The organism is Prevotella sp. TF12-30 (assembly GCF_003436715.1).
Classification (GTDB): Bacteria; Bacteroidota; Bacteroidia; order Bacteroidales; family Bacteroidaceae; genus Prevotella; species Prevotella copri_A.
Window position 1 is genome coordinate 33,015 of the sequence record NZ_QSQJ01000017.1, and the last position, 20,622, is coordinate 53,636.

At 45.6% G+C, this 20,622-nt stretch carries 15 protein-coding genes; 10 read left to right on the top strand and 5 right to left on the bottom strand.

Annotated features, from left to right (window positions below):
• Window positions 1-10 precede the first annotated feature (10 nt).
• The gene (sppA, locus tag DXD25_RS08250; RefSeq protein WP_117662830.1) at window positions 11-1,795 is read right to left on the bottom strand and encodes a signal peptide peptidase SppA; all 1,785 of its coding nucleotides are present in this window, start codon (window positions 1,793-1,795) and stop codon (window positions 11-13) included.
• A 174-nt stretch (window positions 1,796-1,969) separates the two neighbouring features.
• On the opposite strand from sppA, the gene DXD25_RS08255 reads away from it, so the two are divergent.
• The 7 genes from DXD25_RS08255 to guaA all read left to right on the top strand — a co-directional run bounded on the left by DXD25_RS08255 (window position 1,970) and on the right by guaA (window position 9,479).
• Complete coding sequence (locus DXD25_RS08255; RefSeq protein WP_117662870.1) at window positions 1,970-2,782, top strand: alpha/beta hydrolase; 813 nt, start codon at window positions 1,970-1,972, stop codon at window positions 2,780-2,782.
• A gap of 169 nt (window positions 2,783-2,951) precedes the next feature.
• Window positions 2,952-3,224: a co-chaperone GroES gene (groES, locus tag DXD25_RS08260; protein ID WP_117662833.1), complete on the top strand. Its 273-nt coding sequence runs from the start codon at window positions 2,952-2,954 to the stop codon at window positions 3,222-3,224.
• Between the two features lie 33 nt (window positions 3,225-3,257).
• Window positions 3,258-4,886 carry a chaperonin GroEL gene (gene groL, locus DXD25_RS08265; protein WP_117662835.1) on the top strand — a complete coding sequence of 543 codons (1,629 nt, stop codon included), beginning with the start codon at window positions 3,258-3,260 and terminating at the stop codon, window positions 4,884-4,886.
• 354 nt (window positions 4,887-5,240) lie between these two features.
• Window positions 5,241-5,456 carry a transporter gene (locus tag DXD25_RS08270; RefSeq protein WP_089544277.1) on the top strand — a complete coding sequence of 72 codons (216 nt, stop codon included), beginning with the start codon at window positions 5,241-5,243 and terminating at the stop codon, window positions 5,454-5,456.
• On the top strand, window positions 5,440-6,984 hold the full coding sequence (locus DXD25_RS08275) for an RNase adapter RapZ (RefSeq protein ID WP_117662872.1): 1,545 nt from the start codon (window positions 5,440-5,442) through the stop codon (window positions 6,982-6,984). Before DXD25_RS08270 ends, DXD25_RS08275 begins: the two co-directional genes overlap by 17 nt.
• A gap of 76 nt (window positions 6,985-7,060) precedes the next feature.
• Entirely contained in the window at window positions 7,061-7,837 is a 777-nt protein-coding gene (locus DXD25_RS08280; RefSeq protein ID WP_117662837.1) for a nucleotidyltransferase family protein, read from the top strand.
• A gap of 31 nt (window positions 7,838-7,868) precedes the next feature.
• Complete coding sequence (gene guaA, locus DXD25_RS08285; protein ID WP_089544261.1) at window positions 7,869-9,479, top strand: glutamine-hydrolyzing GMP synthase; 1,611 nt, start codon at window positions 7,869-7,871, stop codon at window positions 9,477-9,479.
• 185 nt (window positions 9,480-9,664) lie between these two features.
• On the opposite strand, the gene DXD25_RS08290 is transcribed toward guaA, so the two are convergent.
• The 4 genes from DXD25_RS08290 to mscL form a co-directional block, all read right to left on the bottom strand.
• On the bottom strand, window positions 9,665-10,570 hold the full coding sequence (locus tag DXD25_RS08290) for an Abi family protein (RefSeq protein ID WP_117662874.1): 906 nt from the start codon (window positions 10,568-10,570) through the stop codon (window positions 9,665-9,667).
• 919 nt (window positions 10,571-11,489) lie between these two features.
• Window positions 11,490-13,151 (bottom strand): RagB/SusD family nutrient uptake outer membrane protein, encoded by a 1,662-nt coding sequence (locus DXD25_RS08295; RefSeq protein WP_117662839.1) that lies wholly within the window; start codon window positions 13,149-13,151, stop codon window positions 11,490-11,492.
• 21 nt (window positions 13,152-13,172) lie between these two features.
• Window positions 13,173-16,277 (bottom strand): TonB-dependent receptor, encoded by a 3,105-nt coding sequence (locus DXD25_RS08300; protein WP_233522237.1) that lies wholly within the window; start codon window positions 16,275-16,277, stop codon window positions 13,173-13,175.
• A gap of 407 nt (window positions 16,278-16,684) precedes the next feature.
• The gene (gene mscL, locus DXD25_RS08305; RefSeq protein ID WP_117662842.1) at window positions 16,685-17,116 is read right to left on the bottom strand and encodes a large-conductance mechanosensitive channel protein MscL; all 432 of its coding nucleotides are present in this window, start codon (window positions 17,114-17,116) and stop codon (window positions 16,685-16,687) included.
• Between the two features lie 416 nt (window positions 17,117-17,532).
• On the opposite strand from mscL, the gene gap reads away from it, so the two are divergent.
• From gap to DXD25_RS08320, 3 genes are all read left to right on the top strand, one after another.
• Window positions 17,533-18,564, top strand: coding sequence for a type I glyceraldehyde-3-phosphate dehydrogenase (gene gap / locus DXD25_RS08310; RefSeq protein WP_117662844.1), 1,032 nt, complete (start codon window positions 17,533-17,535; stop codon window positions 18,562-18,564).
• Between the two features lie 144 nt (window positions 18,565-18,708).
• Window positions 18,709-19,683: a tRNA (adenosine(37)-N6)-dimethylallyltransferase MiaA gene (gene miaA / locus DXD25_RS08315; protein WP_089544258.1), complete on the top strand. Its 975-nt coding sequence runs from the start codon at window positions 18,709-18,711 to the stop codon at window positions 19,681-19,683.
• A 5-nt stretch (window positions 19,684-19,688) separates the two neighbouring features.
• Window positions 19,689-20,621, top strand: coding sequence for a diacylglycerol kinase family protein (locus DXD25_RS08320; RefSeq protein ID WP_089544257.1), 933 nt, complete (start codon window positions 19,689-19,691; stop codon window positions 20,619-20,621).
• Window position 20,622 lies beyond the last annotated feature (1 nt).

Here is a 20,622-nt window from a genome sequence, read left to right on the forward strand (position 1 = left end):
ATTATATATATTAATGTATATTCAGTACGAATGGCATTGCTGCCTGCACTGGTTCTTTCTCCTTGATGTTGCGAATCATCATAAATGGTTGGTAGAGGTCACCCAGTGTGAGTCGTAACTGCTCATCGAGATAGTTGCCACCGCTGCCTGACAGTCCGTCTAAAAGCTGGTCTATCCAGTCTGCAGGCATAGGATACTCTGTGGTTCCGTAATCGGAAACCTTGGCAAGTTGAGCTGCCTTGGCAACAGCGTCGTCGAGACTGCCAAAACCGTCAATCAGTTTGATGCTCTTGGCGTCGGTTCCGAGCCATACTCTTCCTTGTGCAATCTTCTCCACTTCTTCGGTCTTCATCTTTCTGCCATCAGCCACACGCTGGCGGAAGAGGCCATAGCCACGGTTAACATAAGCCTGGAGATGGCCGATTTCTTCTGCACTCCAAGGACGGGCACTGCCGGCACTGCCGTAGGCACTGTTGCGGTTGGTCTTTACCTCGTCATATTTGAATCCCAGCTTCTTGGTCATCAGGTCACTGATGTCTGGCAAGGCACCGAAGATACCGATGCTGCCCGTCAGTGTTGTTGGCTGAGCCATGATATAGCTGGCACCCATACTCATATAATATGCACCCGAAGCAGCCATGCCACCCATGGATACCACTACTGGTTTCTTCTTGTTGAGCTGACTGACAGCACGCCAAATTTGTTCTGAGGCATAGGCATCGCCACCACCTGAGTTGATGCGGAGTACCACAGCCTTGATGTTCTTGTCGTTGCCCAGATCCTGCAGATCCTGTATCACGTCGTTGCTCACAATCTGCTGCTCGCTGCCGAATGCGCCTGGAGTTGCTACTCTTACGATTTCTCCCTGGCAATAATATACGGCAATCTGGTCGCCAAGAAGGTTACTGTCATCTACGGCTGCATTTACATCACTCATAGATACCTGACAAATCTTCTCATCGGTTTTCAGACCGAGCTGTTTCTTTATTACGTCTCTGATCTCATCGTAATAGCAGAATCCGTCCACCATTTTTCTGGATTTCAGAAGCTTGGTGTCATCGAATACCATCAGTCCGTCGGCATTGCGGTTCAGGGAATCCTTGGCGATGTTTCGGCTCTTGCTTACATCTGCCAGAATCTGGTTCCAGAGTCCTCCGATATATCGGGTTACCTGCTCGCGGTTGGCATCAGTCATCTTGTCCTCGGTGTACATTTCTGTGAAGCTCTTGTATTTGCCCACCTTTACAATGGTGAAGTGAACGCCGAATTTGGCAGCCACATCTTTTATATATTGTGTCTGTGAGGCAATACCGTGCCAATCTACCGAACCTTCCGGGTTGACATAGATTTTGTTGGCAACCGAAGCCAGGTAATATCCACCTTGCGTCATGGCATCACCATAGGCAATGATCCACTTGCCGCTCTTCCTGAAGTCGGCAAGAGCGTTGCGGATTTCCTGCAATGTAGCGTAATCTGTACTCAGGATACCCGTTTCCAAATAGATACCTTTCACCTTGTCCTCCTGTTTTGCCTTCTTGATGGCTGAGAGGATATTGTTCATGCCAAGGTTGTTATATTGGTTACCGGTGAGCTGTCCCAACCAGTCGTCGTTTGCCTGATCACTGATCTGACCTTGCAGCTTCATCACCATCACAGAGTTGTCTTTCAGTGAAGGAGTCTTGCTGCTGTTGCATATCATACCAATGAGTGTGATGACGGCGAGAATCACCATGATGATTCCGAATCCGAAGATACCTACGATGGTAGCGGCTACATTCTTGAAAAATTGCTTCATAATTCTGTCTATATTACGTTGATACCGATTTATTTTTCTGCAAATATAGTAAAAAAGTAACAAATGACAAAGAGAATTGTACAAAAACACCGAAAAATGATGAAAATATAACGTTGTGTTAACGAAAAAATGCTTATCTTTGCATATGAAATACAAACTAGCACTAAGATGAAAATGAAAAAAACGATTATTTCTTTCGCATTGATGCTCTTTGCCATATCTGCATCAGCGCAATTCACAGCAAGGAAGTTCGTATTGAAGAACAGTACGGATGGACAGAGTGAACTCACTTGTTATCTACCCAAGAAACCAACGGGGCGTGCCGTGGTGGATTGTCCTGGTGGCGGCTATTCGCATTTGGCGATGGATCATGAGGGACATCAGTGGGCGGAATATTTCAATAAGCAGGGTATCGCTTACTTTGTCTTGAAGTATCGTATGCCGAAGGGCGACCGCAACATTCCATTGAGTGATGCTTACCAGGCGATGCGTACCGTGAGGGATAGTGCGGAAGTATGGCATATCAACAAGAATGATGTCGGTATTATGGGCTTCTCGGCTGGCGGCCATCTGGCTTCTTCGGTAAGTACTCATGCAGAGGAGGCTGTACGTCCGAATTTCTCAATCCTCTTCTATCCGGTGATTTCTATGGATGAGCGAATCACCCACAAGGGTTCTTGTGTGAATTTCCTCGGTGAGGAGCGCAAGACGAATGCCAAACTGGTGGAGGAATGGAGTAATGACAAGGCTGTCCGACCTCAGGTAACTCCTCGTGTCATCCTCCTGATGTCGAGTGATGACAAGGTGGTGCCTCCTGTGACCAATGGAGTGGCTTACTATACCGCAATGAATAAGGCTGGTAACGAATGCACCCTGCATATCTATCCTTCCGGTGGACATGGATGGGGATTCCGCAATACGGCTCAGGGTTTCCGTTATCATGTCCAGATGCTGGATGACCTTACAACCTGGCTTCAGCATTTTTAGGTAAAGGCTGACAGAAATGTCAGTAGATGTGTAGTTGTGAGCGTGCCAAAGTGTCAGTTTTGATGCTTTGGCACGCTTTTCGTATAGGGTGAGGGTGTCTGGCGTATGCCCGAATAGGCTGAAGTAAAGACGAAAAATAGAAGTAATAACAAATTAAAATATAAGAATCATGAATATTAAACCATTAGCAGATAGAGTGCTGGTACTTCCTGCACCAGCTGAAGAAAAAGTAGGTGGAATCATTATCCCTGATACAGCAAAGGAGAAACCACAGCGTGGTAAGGTCGTTGCTACAGGTAAGGGTACCAAGGATGAAGAGATGATTCTCAAGGAGGGCGATACTGTTCTCTATGGAAAGTATGCTGGTACTGAACTTGAGTTTGATGGTACTAAGTATATGATGATGCGCCAGAGCGACGTTCTCGCTGTGGTAGAAGAGTAATTGATAATTAACATTTTAATTAAGAATAAAGAAATGGCTAAAGATATTAAATATAATATGGATGCCCGCGACCTCTTGAAGAAGGGTGTTGATCAGTTGGCAAATGCAGTGAAGGTAACTCTCGGTCCTAAGGGACGCAACGTGGTAATCGAAAAAAAGTTTGGCGCTCCTCAGATTACTAAGGATGGTGTTACCGTAGCTAAGGAAGTAGAGTTGGAGAACAAGTTTGAGAATACCGGTGCACAGCTCGTAAAGAGCGTTGCCAGCAAGACTGGTGATGATGCCGGTGACGGTACTACAACAGCTACTATCCTGACTCAGGCTATCGTAACTGAGGGCTTGAAGAACGTAACTGCAGGTGCTAACCCAATGGATTTGAAGCGTGGTATCGACAAGGCTGTTGCTGCTGTCGTTGCCTTCATCAAGGATCATGCTGAGCAGGTAGATGACAACTATGATAAGATTGAGCAGGTGGCTACTGTTTCTGCCAACAACGATGCAGAGATTGGTAAGCTCTTGGCAGATGCTATGCGTAAGGTTTCTAAGGATGGTGTCATCACTATCGAGGAGAGCAAGAGCCGTGATACCAATATCGGTGTTGTTGAGGGTATGCAGTTCGACCGTGGCTACTTGAGCGGTTACTTCATGACTGACGCAGACAAGATGGAATGTGTAATGGATAATCCATACATCCTTCTTTACGATAAGAAGATTTCTAACCTGAAGGAGTTCTTGCCAATTCTCCAGCCAGCTGCTGAGAGCGGTCGTCCTTTGTTGGTAATCGCTGAGGATGTTGATTCTGAGGCTTTGACAACATTGGTTGTTAACCGTTTGCGTGGCGGTTTGAAGATTTGTGCTGTAAAGGCTCCAGGCTTCGGCGACCGTCGCAAGGCTATGTTGGAGGATATCGCTGTATTGACTGGCGGTGTTGTCATTTCTGAGGAGAAGGGCTTGAAGTTGGAGCAGGCAACATTGGAAATGCTGGGTTCTGCTGACAAGGTTACTGTTACCAAGGATAATACAACTATCGTAAACGGTCATGGCGAGAAGGCTAATATCCAGGATCGTGTAGCTCAGATCAAGAACGAGATTGAGAACACCAAGTCTTCTTACGATAAGGAGAAGCTTCAGGAGCGTTTGGCTAAGCTCGCTGGTGGTGTTGCTGTTCTCTACGTAGGTGCTAACTCTGAGGTAGAGATGAAGGAGAAGAAGGATCGTGTTGACGATGCTCTCTGCGCTACCCGTGCAGCTATCGAGGAAGGTATCGTTGCTGGTGGTGGTACTACTTATATCCGTGCCCTCGAGGCTTTGAAGGATATGAAGGGTGACAACGCTGATGAGACAACTGGTATCCGCATCGTAGAGCGTGCTATCGAGGAGCCTCTCCGTCAGATTGTAGCCAATGCTGGTGGCGAGGGTTCTGTAGTCGTCAACAAGGTTCGCGAGGGCGAGGGTGACTTCGGTTACAATGCCCGCAAGGATGTTTACGAGGATATGCGTCAGGCTGGTATCGTAGATCCTGCTAAGGTTGAGCGTGTTGCTTTGGAGAACGCAGCTTCTATTGCTGGTCTGTTCCTGACAACAGAATGTGTCCTGGTAGATAAACCTGAGCCAGCTCCAGCTGCACCTGCTGCAGCTCCAGGTATGGGCGGCATGATGTAATAGAGTGCGTTTTTGCAACCTAAATATAACAAATAGGGGTGATTCTCAGAGAATTATCCCTATTTTTTTGTTTTTTTAGCAATTGATATGCAAAAAATCGCAAAATTGTTTGGTGCTAATACGCTTTTTTTGTAACTTTGCAAGCGAAAAGAAAAGGTAATACCGACCGTGAGGTCGATGAAGATATTTTTTTGATTTGTTTTAGTAGATTAGTTTTTAAGTAGTTTGTTTTTGAAAATCGGTTGTCGTGAGACATCCGATTTTTTTTTGTGCTCATCTCAAAAATATGCTTAATCTTATGGCTAGCTCAGAAAAATGTTGTATCTTTGCAGAACAAATAGTTTTTTGAGTATCATGCATAATATTGATTGGAAAAAGGCATTGGTCTTCCTGGTCGTTATCGGAGGACTGATTTATATAACAAAGGCGGAGTTAGGAATGACTACTACGAATTCTTTCCTCACTACGCTAGGTATCTTATTGCTTCTCTTCATCGGTGATAACTTCGCACAGAAGATAGATGATGACAGAAAACGCAGAAAATTGAATGATGATGGAAAAGCTAATTAATCTCTACAAGCAATGGGCTGGCGAAGAACCTGCTGATGTCATCAAGCTGGCTGGGCAGGGAAGTAACCGCCAATATTTCCGTATCATCAAGCAGGATGGGGATACGGTGATAGGTGTTATCGGTACGAGCCGTGATGAGGATCACGCCTTCGTGTATCTGGCTAATCATTTCAATCTCCGTCAGTTGCCGGTGCCTAAGATTCTGGCTGTGAGTGATGATGAACTCTGCTATATCCAGACAGATCTGGGCGGAACTTCGCTCTTCGATGCCATCAAAGGCGGAAGAGAGGCTGGCGGTAGATACAATCAGAAGGAGAAAGAACTCCTGAAGAAGACAATCCGTGAGTTGCCTAACATCCAGTTGCGTGGTGCACGTGGGCTGGATTGGTCCAACTGCTATCCTCAGCCGGAGTTTGATGTGGACAGTGTGCTCTTCGATCTCAACTATTTCAAGTATTGTTTCCTGAAACCGACAGATTTGGATTTCCATGAATTGAAGTTGGAAGCCAACTTCCGTCTTTTTGCGAAGGATTTGACGTCAGAAAAGATGGATTGTTTCCTCTATCGCGATTTCCAGGCTCGCAACATAATGTTAGACGAAAATGGCAATCCGTACTTTATTGATTTCCAAGGTGGCAGAAAGGGACCTTTCTATTATGATCTGGCTTCCTTCCTTTGGCAGGCTTCAGCCAAGTATTCCTTCAAGCTCCGCCGCGAGTTGGTATGGGAGTACTATCAGTCGCTGAAAAACTATACCGAGGTACCATCTGTGCGTCATTTCGTGCATCGCCTGAGTCTCTTTGTGCTCTTCCGTACCTTGCAGGTGTTGGGTGCCTATGGATTCCGTGGCTATTTCGAGCGCAAGAAGCACTTCATCGAGAGTATTCCGCCTGCTATCCAAAATCTGCGTGATCTGCTGAAGATGGGCGAGAAGGTTTTCCCATATCCTTATATGATGGATATGCTGCGCCGACTTATGGAGTTGCCGCAGTTTAAGCGCATCGAGAGTGCGGCTATAACCCGTGCTGATGGTTATAAGATTACAGATAACAATATCTACAGTGCGCATCCGCAGGATGGACCTGCCACTTATTCCAAGTATGATGGCAAGGGACCGTTGGTAGTGCGGGTATTCAGCTTCTCCTTTAAGAAGGGAATCCCTGAAGATCCGTCTGGAAATGGCGGCGGTTATGTTTTCGACTGCAGAAGTACTCACAACCCAGGTAGATATGAACCTTACAAGAAACTTACGGGATTGGATGAGCCAGTGATCCGATTCCTGGAGGATGATGGTGAGATTCTGACGTTCCTGGAGAGTGTCTATAAGTTGGCAGACCATCACGTGAATCGCTATATCCAGCGCGGTTTTACCTCCCTGATGTTCTGTTTCGGTTGTACGGGCGGTCAGCATCGCAGTGTGTATTCAGCCCAGCATCTTGCCGAACATATCCACGAGAAGTTTGGCGTAGAAGTGCAAATATGTCATAGAGAACAGCATATTGAGCAGGTTTTGCCTGCAAAACAATAATATTTAGCGTGCAAATTTGGCTATCTCGCAAAAAGTTAGTAAATTTGCACGCACATTAATATATAGCTATTTAGCAATGATGCAAGCAATGATATTCGCAGCAGGTTTGGGCACTCGCCTGAAGCCACTTACTGATCGCATTCCGAAGGCATTGGTAAGTGTCGGAGGAGAACCTTTGCTCAAACGTGTCATCTTTCAGTTGAAGGATGCCGGTTTCACTCGTATTGTGGTGAACGTGCATCATTTCTCTAAACAAATCATCGATTATCTTCGTGATAATAAGAATTTCGGTATGGACATCCGTATCAGCGATGAGAGCGAAAAGCTCCTAGAAACGGGTGGTGGTATCAAGAAGGCATGGCCATTCTTCGATCAGACTGAGCCTATCCTGATTCATAATGTGGACATCCTGAGCAATGTGGATCTGAAGAAATTCTATCAGATGGAGTCGAAGGAACTTTCAGATGATTCTTCGGATTCCGTGAAGGAGAAGGCTCCCTTGGCTGCCCGCCTTCTGGTGAGCGAACGCAAGACCAAACGTTATCTCCTCTTCGATGATACCATGCGATTGGTTGGCTGGACGAATATAGAGACGGGCGAGGTGAAAAGTCCTTATCCTGATCTCAATCCAGGAGATTATAAGATGTATGCCTTCTCTGGCATCCACATGGTAGCCCCATCGCTTTTCCCGCTGATGGAGAATGAACCGGATAAGTTCCCCATTATGGACTTCTATCTGAAGCATTGCGACAAGGTTCGTATTGAGGGATACGTGAAGAACGACCTCAAGCTGATGGATGTGGGAAAGCAGGAGACGCTGAAAGAAGCGGAAGCATTCCTGAAAGAATTATGAATTGTAAATTATAAATTATAAATTAGACAATATGCAACAGAAGATTATTATTTTGGATTTCGGTTCACAGACCACACAGCTGATTGGCCGTCGTGTTCGTGAGCTTGATACCTTCTGCGAGATTATGCCTTACAACAAGTTTCCAAAGGATGACCCATCTGTGATTGGTGTCATCTTGAGCGGTAGCCCTTATTCCGTTCATGATCCGGAAGCTTTCAAGGTAGATCTGAGCCAGTTTATTGGTCGCATTCCTGTGCTTGGCATCTGCTACGGTGCTCAGTTCCTCTCTTACGCCCAGGGTGGTAAGGTGGAAGCTGCTGACAGCCGTGAGTATGGTCGTGCTAACTTGGAGCAGTTCGACAAGGAGAATCCTTTGTTCAAGGGATTCATCGAGAACTCTCAGGTTTGGATGAGTCATGGTGATACCATCACTGCGATTCCTGAGGACTATAAGTGCATCGCTTCTACTGCCAATGTGAAGTATGCTGCTTATGCTTCTACCAAGCAGCCTGTTTGGGCTGTACAGTTCCACCCAGAGGTGTTCCACTCTTTGCAGGGTACACAGCTCCTCAAGAACTTCGTGGTAGATATCTGCGGTAGCAAGCAGGACTGGAGTGCTGACTCTTTCGTTGAGACTACTGTAGCTGAGTTGAAGGCACAGTTGGGCGACGACAAGGTTATCTTGGGTCTTTCTGGTGGTGTTGATTCCAGCGTAGCTGCTGTTCTCCTGAACAAGGCTATCGGCAAGAACCTTACCTGTATCTTCGTAGATCACGGTATGCTCAGAAAGAATGAGTTCCGTGATGTAATGGAGGATTACAAGTGCTTGGGTCTGAACGTGATTGGTGTTGATGCTTCAGAGAAGTTCTTTGCTGACTTGGCTGGCGTTACAGATCCAGAGGAGAAGCGTAAGATTATCGGTCGCGACTTCGTGGAGGTTTTCAATGCTGAGGCTAAGAAGCAGACTGGCGCCAAGTGGTTGGCTCAGGGTACTATCTATCCTGACCGTATCGAGAGTTTGAACATCACTGGTAAGGTAATCAAGAGTCATCACAATGTAGGTGGTCTTCCTAAGGAGATGAACCTTCAGTTGTGCGAGCCTTTGAAGTGGTTGTTCAAGGATGAGGTTCGTCGAGTAGGTCGCTCTATGGGTATGCCTGAGCACCTGATTACCCGTCATCCATTCCCAGGTCCTGGTTTGGCTGTTCGTATCTTGGGTGATATCACTCCAGAGAAGGTACGCATTCTTCAGGATGCAGATGATATCTATATCCGTGGCTTGCGTGAGTACAAGGTGAAGTTGAGTGGTGAGGAAGCTCGCCGCGTCCTGGCTGCCGGTGTTCCTGCTGACATGCAGAATGGTGAGATTGAGGTATCTCTCTACGATCAGATCTGGCAGGCTGGTACCGTATTGCTTTCTACCGTCCGTTCAGTAGGTGTAATGGGTGATGAGCGTACATACGAGCACCCAGTTGCATTGCGTGCCGTAACAAGTACTGATGCGATGACTGCCGACTGGGCTCATCTTCCATACGACTTCATGGCTAAGGTAAGTAACGAGATTATCAATAAGGTAAAGGGTGTTAACCGCGTTTGCTATGACATCTCTTCAAAACCACCTTCGACAATTGAGTGGGAATAGTCGGAATACCGATAAACAGCCACTCAAATAAAGATGAATTAATTTAAACTCAATAAGTTAGGGGATTCGTTGACGTAACAGCTTGATAGTCAACAAATCCCCTTTCTAGTATAAATTCCTCAAACCCATCATCAACTTTGGAGTCTATAGCAAAAAATAGGTGTAAAGCTATATTTTTTATAAAGTTACCTCCATAGAGGTTCGGAAATCCAATTATCAGGGAATCCCATTGCAGTCGGATCGACCTGCGGATAAGAAACGAGTAAGGATTTGAATTCATTCTTGAAGTCCAATCCATATCCCATAGAATCAAGCCAATATGCAATACAACAGGCTATAGCATAAACTTTGTTTGCATCAACACCTTCGATGTTCACCCATGCGCCACGCAAAGAGGCATTCATTTGTGGAGCGTTGGAAAGGTAACGATTCCAAAGCCGGGAGTGGTGAGCACAACAGTTTCTCAGGACAGTTACACTACGCATCCAACTTTCCAACACCTCATGCTGTGGAAGATTAAACTGACGAGCTACACGCTTCTTCAACTTCTTGTCACAGAAATTGTAATAGAGCTTTGAAAGCGTACCAAAAGATGCCAGTTCAAGCGTTTTCCATGCAGGTGGAAAAATTGGCTTGTCATAGTTACGCCTATGCTCCTTGATAAAGTCCTCCTTGCTACGTTGAAGCTCTCTGTCTATTGAGTTCATATTCTCAATAAACTTGTGTTCGTCGTCAGCAAGGCTTGTATCAAAGAACCAAAGCGGCCCATGTGCCAAAGAGAACTCTTGTATAATCTTTGTGCGCAAAGCGATCTCTAATCGTTGGACTGCCTTGAACATCAAATCTCTCAATTCTATATCAAAGTTATAGAGAGCTACGGCATCTTCAAATTTACTGTTGGGCTTAAATTGATGCGTAGTTTTGTCTGCCTCCATTGGACGAAGGTATTGAACAAAACGAAAATAACTGACCTCTCCAAGAAATTTTGCAGCCTTGGATGAATCTGTAATATTCAAGCCTCTACTTTTTAGTAGTTCTATTTGTTCTAAAATAGAAAGAGCCTGTTTAGTGTATAATCTTAATGTACCCATAAAAAGCAAAAGACCCGCCCTGGTTCGCTGTTCAAATGGGAAGCGTGGCGGATTCTGTTGCTGCAAAGATACGAATAATCATTGATAATACAAACTTTTTAGCAAGAAAAATCACGCACAACTGGATTTCTTTGATATATTTATATTTAAGAATGTTAAATTGAGCCTTAAAGTCATACCCTGAGCACTTGATTACCCGTCATCCATTCCCAGGTCCTGGTTTGGCTGTTTCGTATCTTGGGTGATATCATTCCAGAGAAGGTAAGCGGCTCCGCATTTATATACGGTCTTGCGTCGACCTGTGCAGTCAGCGAACTCACTGTAGCATTAGCTTGCAGAAGCTGCTCGCTGGTGTCCCGGCTGATTTGCAATCCGCCGGAATAGTAAGCTACTTTCAAAAACACTCTTCACTCTTCACCAGAAGATCATAAATGTCTGTAGATTAAAAACTTGCACGGGTGAAGAGTTTACGCCACTCTTCACCTCTCGCAACCCCAGTGTTTATCGGGGTTTCAGCCGATTTGGTGAAGAGTGAAGAGTAAAAAGAAGAGTGGTGCTTTTTTATAAAAAACTCCCGACGTATCGTTTTGTGCCTGGCAATGGCAGATTATTGCCCTGGTAAGGGGCAATGTTGTGCCATAGTGAGGCAATAAACGCTACAAGCCGCTTTACGCATCGGCAGTACTATCATGGCGATCTCTCAGTAACGTCTTTGCGCCTTGTAAGTACTATCGCTGTTGCTTGTAAGCACTATCGCTGTTGCTTTGTTTTTACGAAAAAAGTCTTCGGAGTAACCTTTACTTGTTGAGTGATAGAAAAAAAGACCACCATTTGAGTTTGATATTCAACTCAGATGGTGGTCTTTATTTTTATTGATGAGTACTGAGTTCCTAGATGATGTACTCAGTACTTTTTGTTTTTAATAACCGTCGTTCTGCTTCAACTGCAAGTTAGCATCAAGTGCACCCTGTGGGATAGGGAGATAACGGTTGGTGGTCTTGAATACACGATCCTCAATCTTCTTGTCAGCTGCAGTAGCATTTACATTGATAGTGGCACGCATACCAGGAGCCACAGACTTATCCATGTTCACTGTACCTACCTGACGCTCCAATGTGCAGTTCAGCAAGGTCTCTGCCAACATCTTTCCACTGGCATCCTTCCAGCGTAAGATATCTGCACGGCGGATACCCTCACCTGCGAACTCAACACCACGCTCACGACGAATCAACTCGCGGAGCTTTTCCTTGGTATTGTACTTGGCTTCATCCACATTAGGCATACCTACACGGTTACGAACCATATTCAGATAGGTGTAAACCTGTGCAGAAGGACCGTTCAATTCATTCTCTGCCTCGCAGTAAGTAAGCAATACTTCTGCATAGCGGAAGACGATAGGCTGGCAAGTGGTGTTCCAGATGTCAGAATACTGGTTCATAGGTGCCAAGTACTTACCCCAGGTCAAACCTGTCTTTGAACTGTTGTCGGCTGCGGTGTAAAAATTGGCATTAGAAGCTCCATTTACAGTCTTGTCAAGCGAATTGTAGATAGCCTCTTTACCATTACCATTGATGTAGTCACAACCTGGATAGATGACAGTCATTGCCATACGTGGGTCACGGTTGTTGAATGGATGGGTAGGATCATAGCCAGAACCCGGCTCGTCCTTGGTCAAACCGTTTGCCATTTCATAGGTGTCGATCAAGCCGTAGCTAGGAACGATAGAAGACCAACCACCATCAGCATTGTTGTACATACGGCCGATCACATTGTTCTCGTAGTCGTTTTCTACAGCCTGAACGGCAAGGATGATTTCCTTGGAATCCTGACCTGCTACATTGAACAAGTTAGCATAGTCTGGATCCAACTCATACTGATTCAATGCAATGATCTTCTCTGCACGATCCTTAGCAGTAGCATAGTCTCCATAATAGAGAGCCTCTCGCATACGGAGAGCCAGAGCTGCACCCTTGGCGATGCGACCACGGGCTGCAGGAGTTACATTGATATCGTTTACCAACTCGTCGAGTTCCTTCTCGATATATTCCTTCACCTCCTGTTCGCTTTTACGTGGAACCATAGCTTCCTCTGCAGTAGCATAGCTTTCGATGATAGGTACGCCACCATAGTTCCAGTTCATCAGGAAATAGCGGTAAGCGCGAATCCAACGAGCCTGAGCCATAATGTCTTTCTTGGCAGTTTCTGGCATAGAACACTTGTCTATGTTAGCCAACAGCTCGTTGACGCGACGGATGCGTGAGAAGTCGTACCAGTCTCTACCGCTTGATGCGGTCACGGTTCCATTACCGATAGGAGTATAACCCTCCCAGGAGAACTGGTCGTAACCAAAGTCACTTGTACCATCCCAGTACAGGAGGAAACCATCCCAACCCCAACCGGAGTTGTACTGGTCTTGCCAATTGTTGTAACAGCCAACGAGGAACTTGTCTGCATCGTCCTGGGTTTGCCAGGTGCTGACAGGTGAAAGGGCATCCTTTGGGGCTGTATCGAGGAAATCGGAGCATGAGGTAGCCAAGAGGGCGGTCATGCCGATGAATATATATTTCTTAAGATTTCTCATGATAATATCCTTTTTAAGTTATTAGAATGTTACGCTCAAACCGAATGAGTGAGTGCGGAGCAATGGATAAGAGCTGAGTCGCTGGCTCGTTGCCTCTGGATCCACGTTGATGTCGAGGTCGTCGATTGTGAACAAATTCTCGCAAGAGTAGTAAACACGTACCTTGTTGACATGAAGGAATTCGAGTGCCGACTTAGGAAGTGAGTAACCCAGCTGCAAGTTCTTCAAACGGCAATAAGATACATTCTTGAGCCAGAATGTAGAAATCACCTGACGGGAAGAGCTAGGAGAGTTTGTATTGGTGAACAATCTTGGCATCTTAGGATTTGACTTGTTGTAAGTCCAGGAGTCTCTCCAGATGGTTGCTGGGTGAGAGCTGTCGCCCACAAAAGCACCTTCTACCTCGTATGCATCGAAGTAGCGGTAAGCCTTAAACTGTCCGTTGAAGAACAGAGAGAGGTCGAAGCCCTTCCAAGCTGCGTTCAGGTTCAGACCGAAGGTCCAGCGAGGAACAGAACTGCCTGCATAGAAACGGTCGTTCTCTGCATCAATCTTGCCATCACCGTTGATATCCGCATATCTCAAGTCACCAGCCTTGAAGCTGCCACCGCCGAAAGGACAAGCACCCTTTGAGCCGTCTGCTGGCCAGTATTTGTTCATATACTCCTGTGCCTCAGCATCAGTCTGGAAGAATCCGTCAGCCTTATATACATAGTAGCTGTTGAACTCCTGACCCATAGCGTTGCGCTGGTTGTAGCCAGTACCTACGTATCCCTTACCAGGCATGCTCTCAATCTTATTCTTGTTGTATGCAACATTCAAGCCTGCGCCTACTGTCACCTCACCAAACTTATCGTTGTAGTTGAGGCTCATCTCTACACCCTGGTTGCGCATCTTACCCACATTGTCAAGATAGCTACCCAAAGCGAACTCGTAAGGTGCATCTACAGAGATCAGGATACCATCTGTAAGACGGTTGTAGTAATCAACAGATGCAGTAATCTTGTTGTCGAGGAATCCCAGGTCAACACCTACGCCCCATGTGGTCGCCTTTTCCCATGTGATGGTGTTGATCTTGTATGAACTCTGGTAGTATCCAGATGTTACCTTGCCATCGAATGCATACTTGGCGTTGATATTGTATGTATTGATAGCTGGATAGTAATCGCTCAAAGCCTCCTGGTTACCCAACTGACCCCATGATCCGCGAATCTTGAAGTTAGAGAGCCAAGACTTGGTACCCTCCATGAAAGCTTCCTCGCTTACACGCCAACCTGCAGAGAATGATGGGAAGTAACCCCAACGATGACCATCTGCGAAACGGCTGGATGCATCAGCACGGAGGTTAGCCTCGAAGAGGTAACGACCTGCAAAGTCGTAGTTTACACGACCAAACCATGAAAGCATATTCAGCTCACGGGTATTTCCCTGTGCCTGCTGGGTAGATACATCACCGGCATTGATATCGGTAACACTATTGTTAGGGAAGTTTTTGCGATAAGTGTACCAGTACTTAGAGTCGAATGCCTCTGCATGCCATCCTGCCAAAGCACCAACGGTATGCTGTCCGAAGGTCTTGTTGTAGTTCAGCAATGCCTCGAAGGTCTTGCGCTCCCACTTGGAAACCTGCTCCTGGTGGAAGTTAGGGTCTGTCTTCTTATTCTCATTGTAAACAAAGAACTTCTGGAAGTAGTCGTAGTTCTGGTTGTTGTTAACATAAGATGCACTCAACTTAGCTGTCAAGCCGTCAAGAATCTTGTAATCAACACCGAAGAGACCTGTGAAGTTGGTGTTGCGGCGATATACCTTCAGATCGTTGTCGAGCCATGCAATAGGGCTACCGTCAGAAATGGTTCCCCATGTACCATCGTCATAACGAGCGGTAATCCATGGTGCAATCAAGTTGAGCTGACGGATGATCTGGTCAGAACCACCACCTGCGTATGCAGAAGAAGGGTCGGTATAATCGTTCTTGATGTAAGCGAGATTCAGGCGGGCTGTAAGGCGGCTGTTGATCTTCATCTCCAGGTTGGTACGGCCGTTTACCTGCTCACGACCAGCGTGAGGCAAGATACCCGACTGCTTCAGGTAACCAACAGATGCCAGATAGTTTACGCTCTCAGTAGCACCGTTCACGCTTACGTTGTGGTGCTGCAAAGAACCTGTTTTGTAAGCCAGGTCGTACCAGTCGGTATTAGGGAGAGCATTGATTTCCTCTTCAGTGGCGAATTTCTTAGCCTTGCCCTCGCTTTCGAGCGCATCATTCAGCATGTGGGCATACTCGTATGAATCCAGACGGTCGATCAGGCTGGTTGGATTCTGCACACTCACATAACCATTATAAGAAACTTGAGGCTTGCCGCTCTTACCACGCTTGGTAGTGATAAGGATAACGCCGTTGGCAGCCTTGGAACCATAGATGGCAGCAGAAGCAGCATCCTTCAATACAGAGATGCTCTCGATATCGTTAGGGTCGAGGCTACTCATGGTACCTGACTCTACGCCATCAATCAAAATATAAGGAGAGGAAGAGTTGAGGGTTCCCACACCACGTACGTTGATGCTACCTGAATCCATACCAGGAGCACCATTGGTACCGCTGATGGTAACACCAGGCATCATACCCTGGAGTCCACTCTGTACGTTCTGGATAGGACGGCTTTCCAAAGCTTTGCTATCTACTGATGATACAGAACCGGTGAGGTTCACCTTCTTCTGTGTACCGTAACCTACAACTACAACTTCATTGAGCTCCTTGTCTTCAGACTTCATGGTAATCTGCATGTTGCTTGCAGCTGTAAGAGTCTGTGGATTGAAGCCGATGTAGGTAATTGTAATCTTGCCATTAGGATTTTTCAGACTGAGGGAGAAATTTCCGTCTAGGTCGGTTACTGTTCCATTGGACGTGCCAACTTCCATCACGGTAACACCGATAAGAGGTTCGCCTTGATTGTCGACAACACGTCCTGTTGCTACTTTCTTCTGCTGTTGGATGCTGGTGGTAGGGCGGTTCAAGTTGTCAGCTTTTACCATAGTACCATTTGCAAACGCAGGAGACATGGAAGTCAGCGCACAAATCAGCAGCGCTGTCTTCATTTGGTCTTTAGGTTTCATGTTCTTACTCATATTGTTTATGTTAAGAGTTGATGTTTAATAAAGATTTAGTGTATCTACTTATAGTGTATCTACTTAGATCTTAATTCGAGGGCAAAGCTACAAAAAATATATGTAATAAGCAAGGAAAAATGAAAGTTTTTTCAAATAAACGTGAAAAAATGTGTGTTTTTTTCAAAAGTAGGGGAGTTATTGTGGCTCTTTTTCTTTTATACCTTATTTATATATAGTATTTTCCCCCCTTAAAGAAAAATATATTTTCCCTTAAGGAAAAAAATAAAAACCCTTAAGGAAAAAAATATTTTTCTTTAATGATGGGCAGGAAGGGCTTGGATAGAAATCTTCTCAAGTCTTGATAATGGTATTCATATCCTCTTACTCCTGTCTTCTTTTTTTATTCTAACATAAAAAAACAGTGGTTATCTCTTCTGTTCTTTCAGTAAATCGCGAATCTCTGCCAGAAGCTTCTCTTCCTGAGTAGGCTCTGGAGCCTTAGGAGTTTCAGCAGGCTTCTCTTCCTTCTTGGCGGTAACCTTGTTCACTACCTTGATGAGCATGAATACACAGAAGGCAACGATGAGGAAGTCGAGAGTGGTCTGGAGAAAATTACCGTAGTTGATGGTTGCTGCCTGAAGCTTCTCGCCACCGATCATCTCTACTGATGGAAGAGTGACTTTGAGGTCGGAGAAGTTGACGCCACCAATGAGCCATCCGATAGGAGGCATGATGATGTCATCTACTACAGAACTTACAATCTTGCCGAAAGCACCACCGATGATCACACCGACTGCCATGTCGAGCACGTTGCCACGCATGGCGAATTGCTTGAATTCATTCAAAAATTTACCCATAGTCTTTGATGTTTATAATGATTAATACTTCCCTTGGAATGATCCCTTTTTAGCTTTTCTGTGTGCGATGAAGCTTTTCTCCCTTAATATAATAAGGTGTAAGTTTCAGTCGCAACTTTCACTTTATTTTCTGGTGTCATATTCTGCTTCCTTTTAATAATTGCATTTTGCTATATGGAGTTGTCAGTATGGCATCTTAAAGTGCTAAAAATAGGTAATATTCGAGTTCTATCGCCCTTTTTTAACTTATTTAATACTCTATTCGTATGCAAAGTTAGAAAATTTTTTGTAACTTTGCGCTCGAAAAGAAGAAAAAATGCTTGATAGGGATGAAAAAAGGTGTTATCAGCTCCTTCGGATTCGCTTGATAGCTTAAAAGATATAATTTTTAAACTTTTAATTTAAATATTAGAACAATGATTAAGATTGGTATTAACGGATTTGGCCGTATCGGTCGTTTCGTATTCCGTTCTACAGTTGAGGCTGAGAACGCAAAGGAAGTACAGGTAGTAGCTATCAATGACTTGTGCCCAGTTGATTACATGGCTTACATGTTGAAGTATGATACAATGCACGGTCAGTTCGACGGTACTATCGAGGCTGACGTTGAGAAGAACGAGTTGATCGTAAACGGTAACCACATCCGTGTTACTGCTGAGCGTGATCCTGAGAACTTGAAGTGGGATGAGGTTGGTGCAGAGTACGTAGTTGAGTCTACAGGTCTCTTCCTCGCTTACGACAAGGCTGAGAAGCACTTGAAGGCTGGTGCTAAGTATGTAGTACTTTCTGCTCCTTCTAAGGCTGACGCTAACGGTAACCAGGCTGATATGTTCGTTTGCGGTGTTAACACTGACAAGTACAATGGTCAGAAGATCGTTTCTAACGCTTCTTGTACAACAAACTGCTTGGCTCCTATCGCTAAGGTATTGAACGATAACTTCGGTATCGAGACAGGTTTGATGACAACTGTTCACTCTACAACTGCTACACAGAAGACTGTTGACGGTCCATCTATGAAGGACTGGCGTGGTGGCCGTGCAGCTGCTGGCAACATCATCCCTTCTTCTACAGGTGCTGCTAAGGCTGTAGGTAAGGTTATCCCTGAGTTGAACGGTAAGTTGACAGGTATCTCTATGCGTGTTCCTACTTTGGACGTATCTGTTGTTGACTTGACAGTTAACTTGAAGAAGGCTGCTTCTAAGGAGGCTATCTGCGCTGCAATGAAGGCTGCTTCTGAGGGTGAGTTGAAGGGTGTACTCGGTTACACAGAGGATGCTGTTGTTTCTTCTGACTTCTTGGGTTGCGCTTTGACATCTATCTTCGACGCTAACGCAGGTGTTTACTTGACAGACAACTTCGTTAAGGTTGTTTCTTGGTATGACAACGAGATTGGTTACTCACACAAGGTTGTTGAGTTGATCAAGATCATGAAGAAGCACAACGGTTAATTCGTTGCCTCTTAACGATTAAGAAATATAGCCGCCCAGCATTTCTGATGCTGGGCGGCTTTTTTTCTATCTCAGATTGTCTTGATGTGAGAATTTCTTTTCGTTTTATTTTGTATTATCAATTATTTCCTTTATCTTTGCGGCATGAAACAGACGATGATTACCATATTAGGTCCTACTGCGAGCGGAAAGACGAGCCTTGCCGCAGCGCTTGCTTCCAAGATCAACAGCTTGGATGCTGCGTCGTGGGGTGGAACTACCCAGGGGGCGGAGATTATCAGCGCCGATAGTCGCCAGGTGTATCGTGGCATGGACATCGGTACGGGAAAAGACCTGGAAGATTATACCGTGGACGGCAAGTTGATACCTTATCACTTGATAGATATCTGCGAACCGGGAACCAAGTATAACCTCTTTGAATATCAGCAAGATTTCTATGATGCCTATCTCGATATCCGGAAACGGGGCGTGCTGCCTATCTTGTGCGGTGGAACAGGACTGTATATTGAGTCTGTGCTCAAGGGATATCATCTTTCGCCTGTACCACAGAATCAGGAGTTGAGAGACCGGCTGGCTGATAAGAGCCTGGATGAGCTAACGGTGATGCTGAAAGAGTTGAAGGCTAAAACGGGTTCCAATATGCACAATCGCACAGATGTGGATACAGCACAGAGAGCTATCCGAGCTATCGAAATAGAAACCTATAATCTGGAGCATCCTATGCCGGAACGGGAATTGCCTGCGGTAGATTCGCTTATTATAGGTGTCAGTATTGATCGTGATGCCCGTAGAGAAAAGATTACCCGAAGGCTGAAGCAGAGACTCCAGGAAGGAATGGTAGATGAAATCAAAGGTTTGCTAGACAGGGGAATTCCTGCAGAAAACCTCATCTATTATGGTTTGGAATATAAGTTTATCACCGAATATGTGATTGGCAAAACCACCTATGATGAAATGTTCAGAGGTCTGGAGATAGCCATCCATCAGTTTGCCAAGCGCCAGATGACCTGGTTCCGCGGTATGGAGCGAAGAGGGTTTACCATCAATTGGATAGATGCCCTGCAGCCGATGGAACAGAAAGTGGAGCAGGTGCTGGAGATAGTTAAAAGTTCTAAGTAAGAATCATGGCAGTGAATGAAAATAAGTGGGGACTCCTGTATTGTCCCCGTGGCGGTTGGCGCAGTGCCAAGCGCTGGGAAAAGATAGAAAAGGTGCTCAGGCAGCAGGGCGTGGATTACGACTTCGTGCAGAGCGAAAACCAGAAGAGCGTTGAGCGACTGGTGAAGATGTTTGTCAACAATGGCTATAAGACGATAGTGATTGTTGGCGGAGATTCTGCGCTCAATGATGCCGTCAATTGCCTGATGCAGATGGACGCTTCCGAGCGCAATGAAGTGGCGTTGGGAGTGATTCCTAATGGCTTGATGAATGATTTCGCCCGTTTCTGGGGATTCGATGACAGTAACGTGGAGCAGACGGTGGCCTGGCTTAAGAAACGCAGGGTGAGAAAGATAGACCTGGGATGTATCCGATACACCAACAAGAAAGGGGAGAAGTGCTTGCGCTACTTCCTCAACTGTGTGAACATCGGACTCATTGCTGCGATTATGAATCTGCGTCGCCAGACCCATCATGTCTTCGGTTCCAGAACGCTGTCGTTCATCTTCTCGTTTATTCTGATGATCTTCCAGCGTCTCGACTACAAGATGCATATCAAGATCAACTCTGACGTCATCAGACGCAGAGTGATGACGATGTGTGTAGGCAATGCGGCTGGTTATGGTCAGACGCCGAATGCCGTGCCGTATAATGGGTTACTGGATGTCTCGGTGGTGTATCATCCACAGATGACCCAGCTTTTCGAGGGTATTTATCTTTTTGTGAAGGGAAAGTTCCTGAATCATAAGAGTGTGCATCCTTACCGTACCCGCGAGGTGGAGGTAGAGGAGGCTTCTCATGCCTTGATAGGTATCGATGGCAGGTTGATGAATACGCCAGTGGGTCCTTATAAAATAACAGTAATTCAGGAAGTCATCAACTTTCTGATTCCTGCATAAA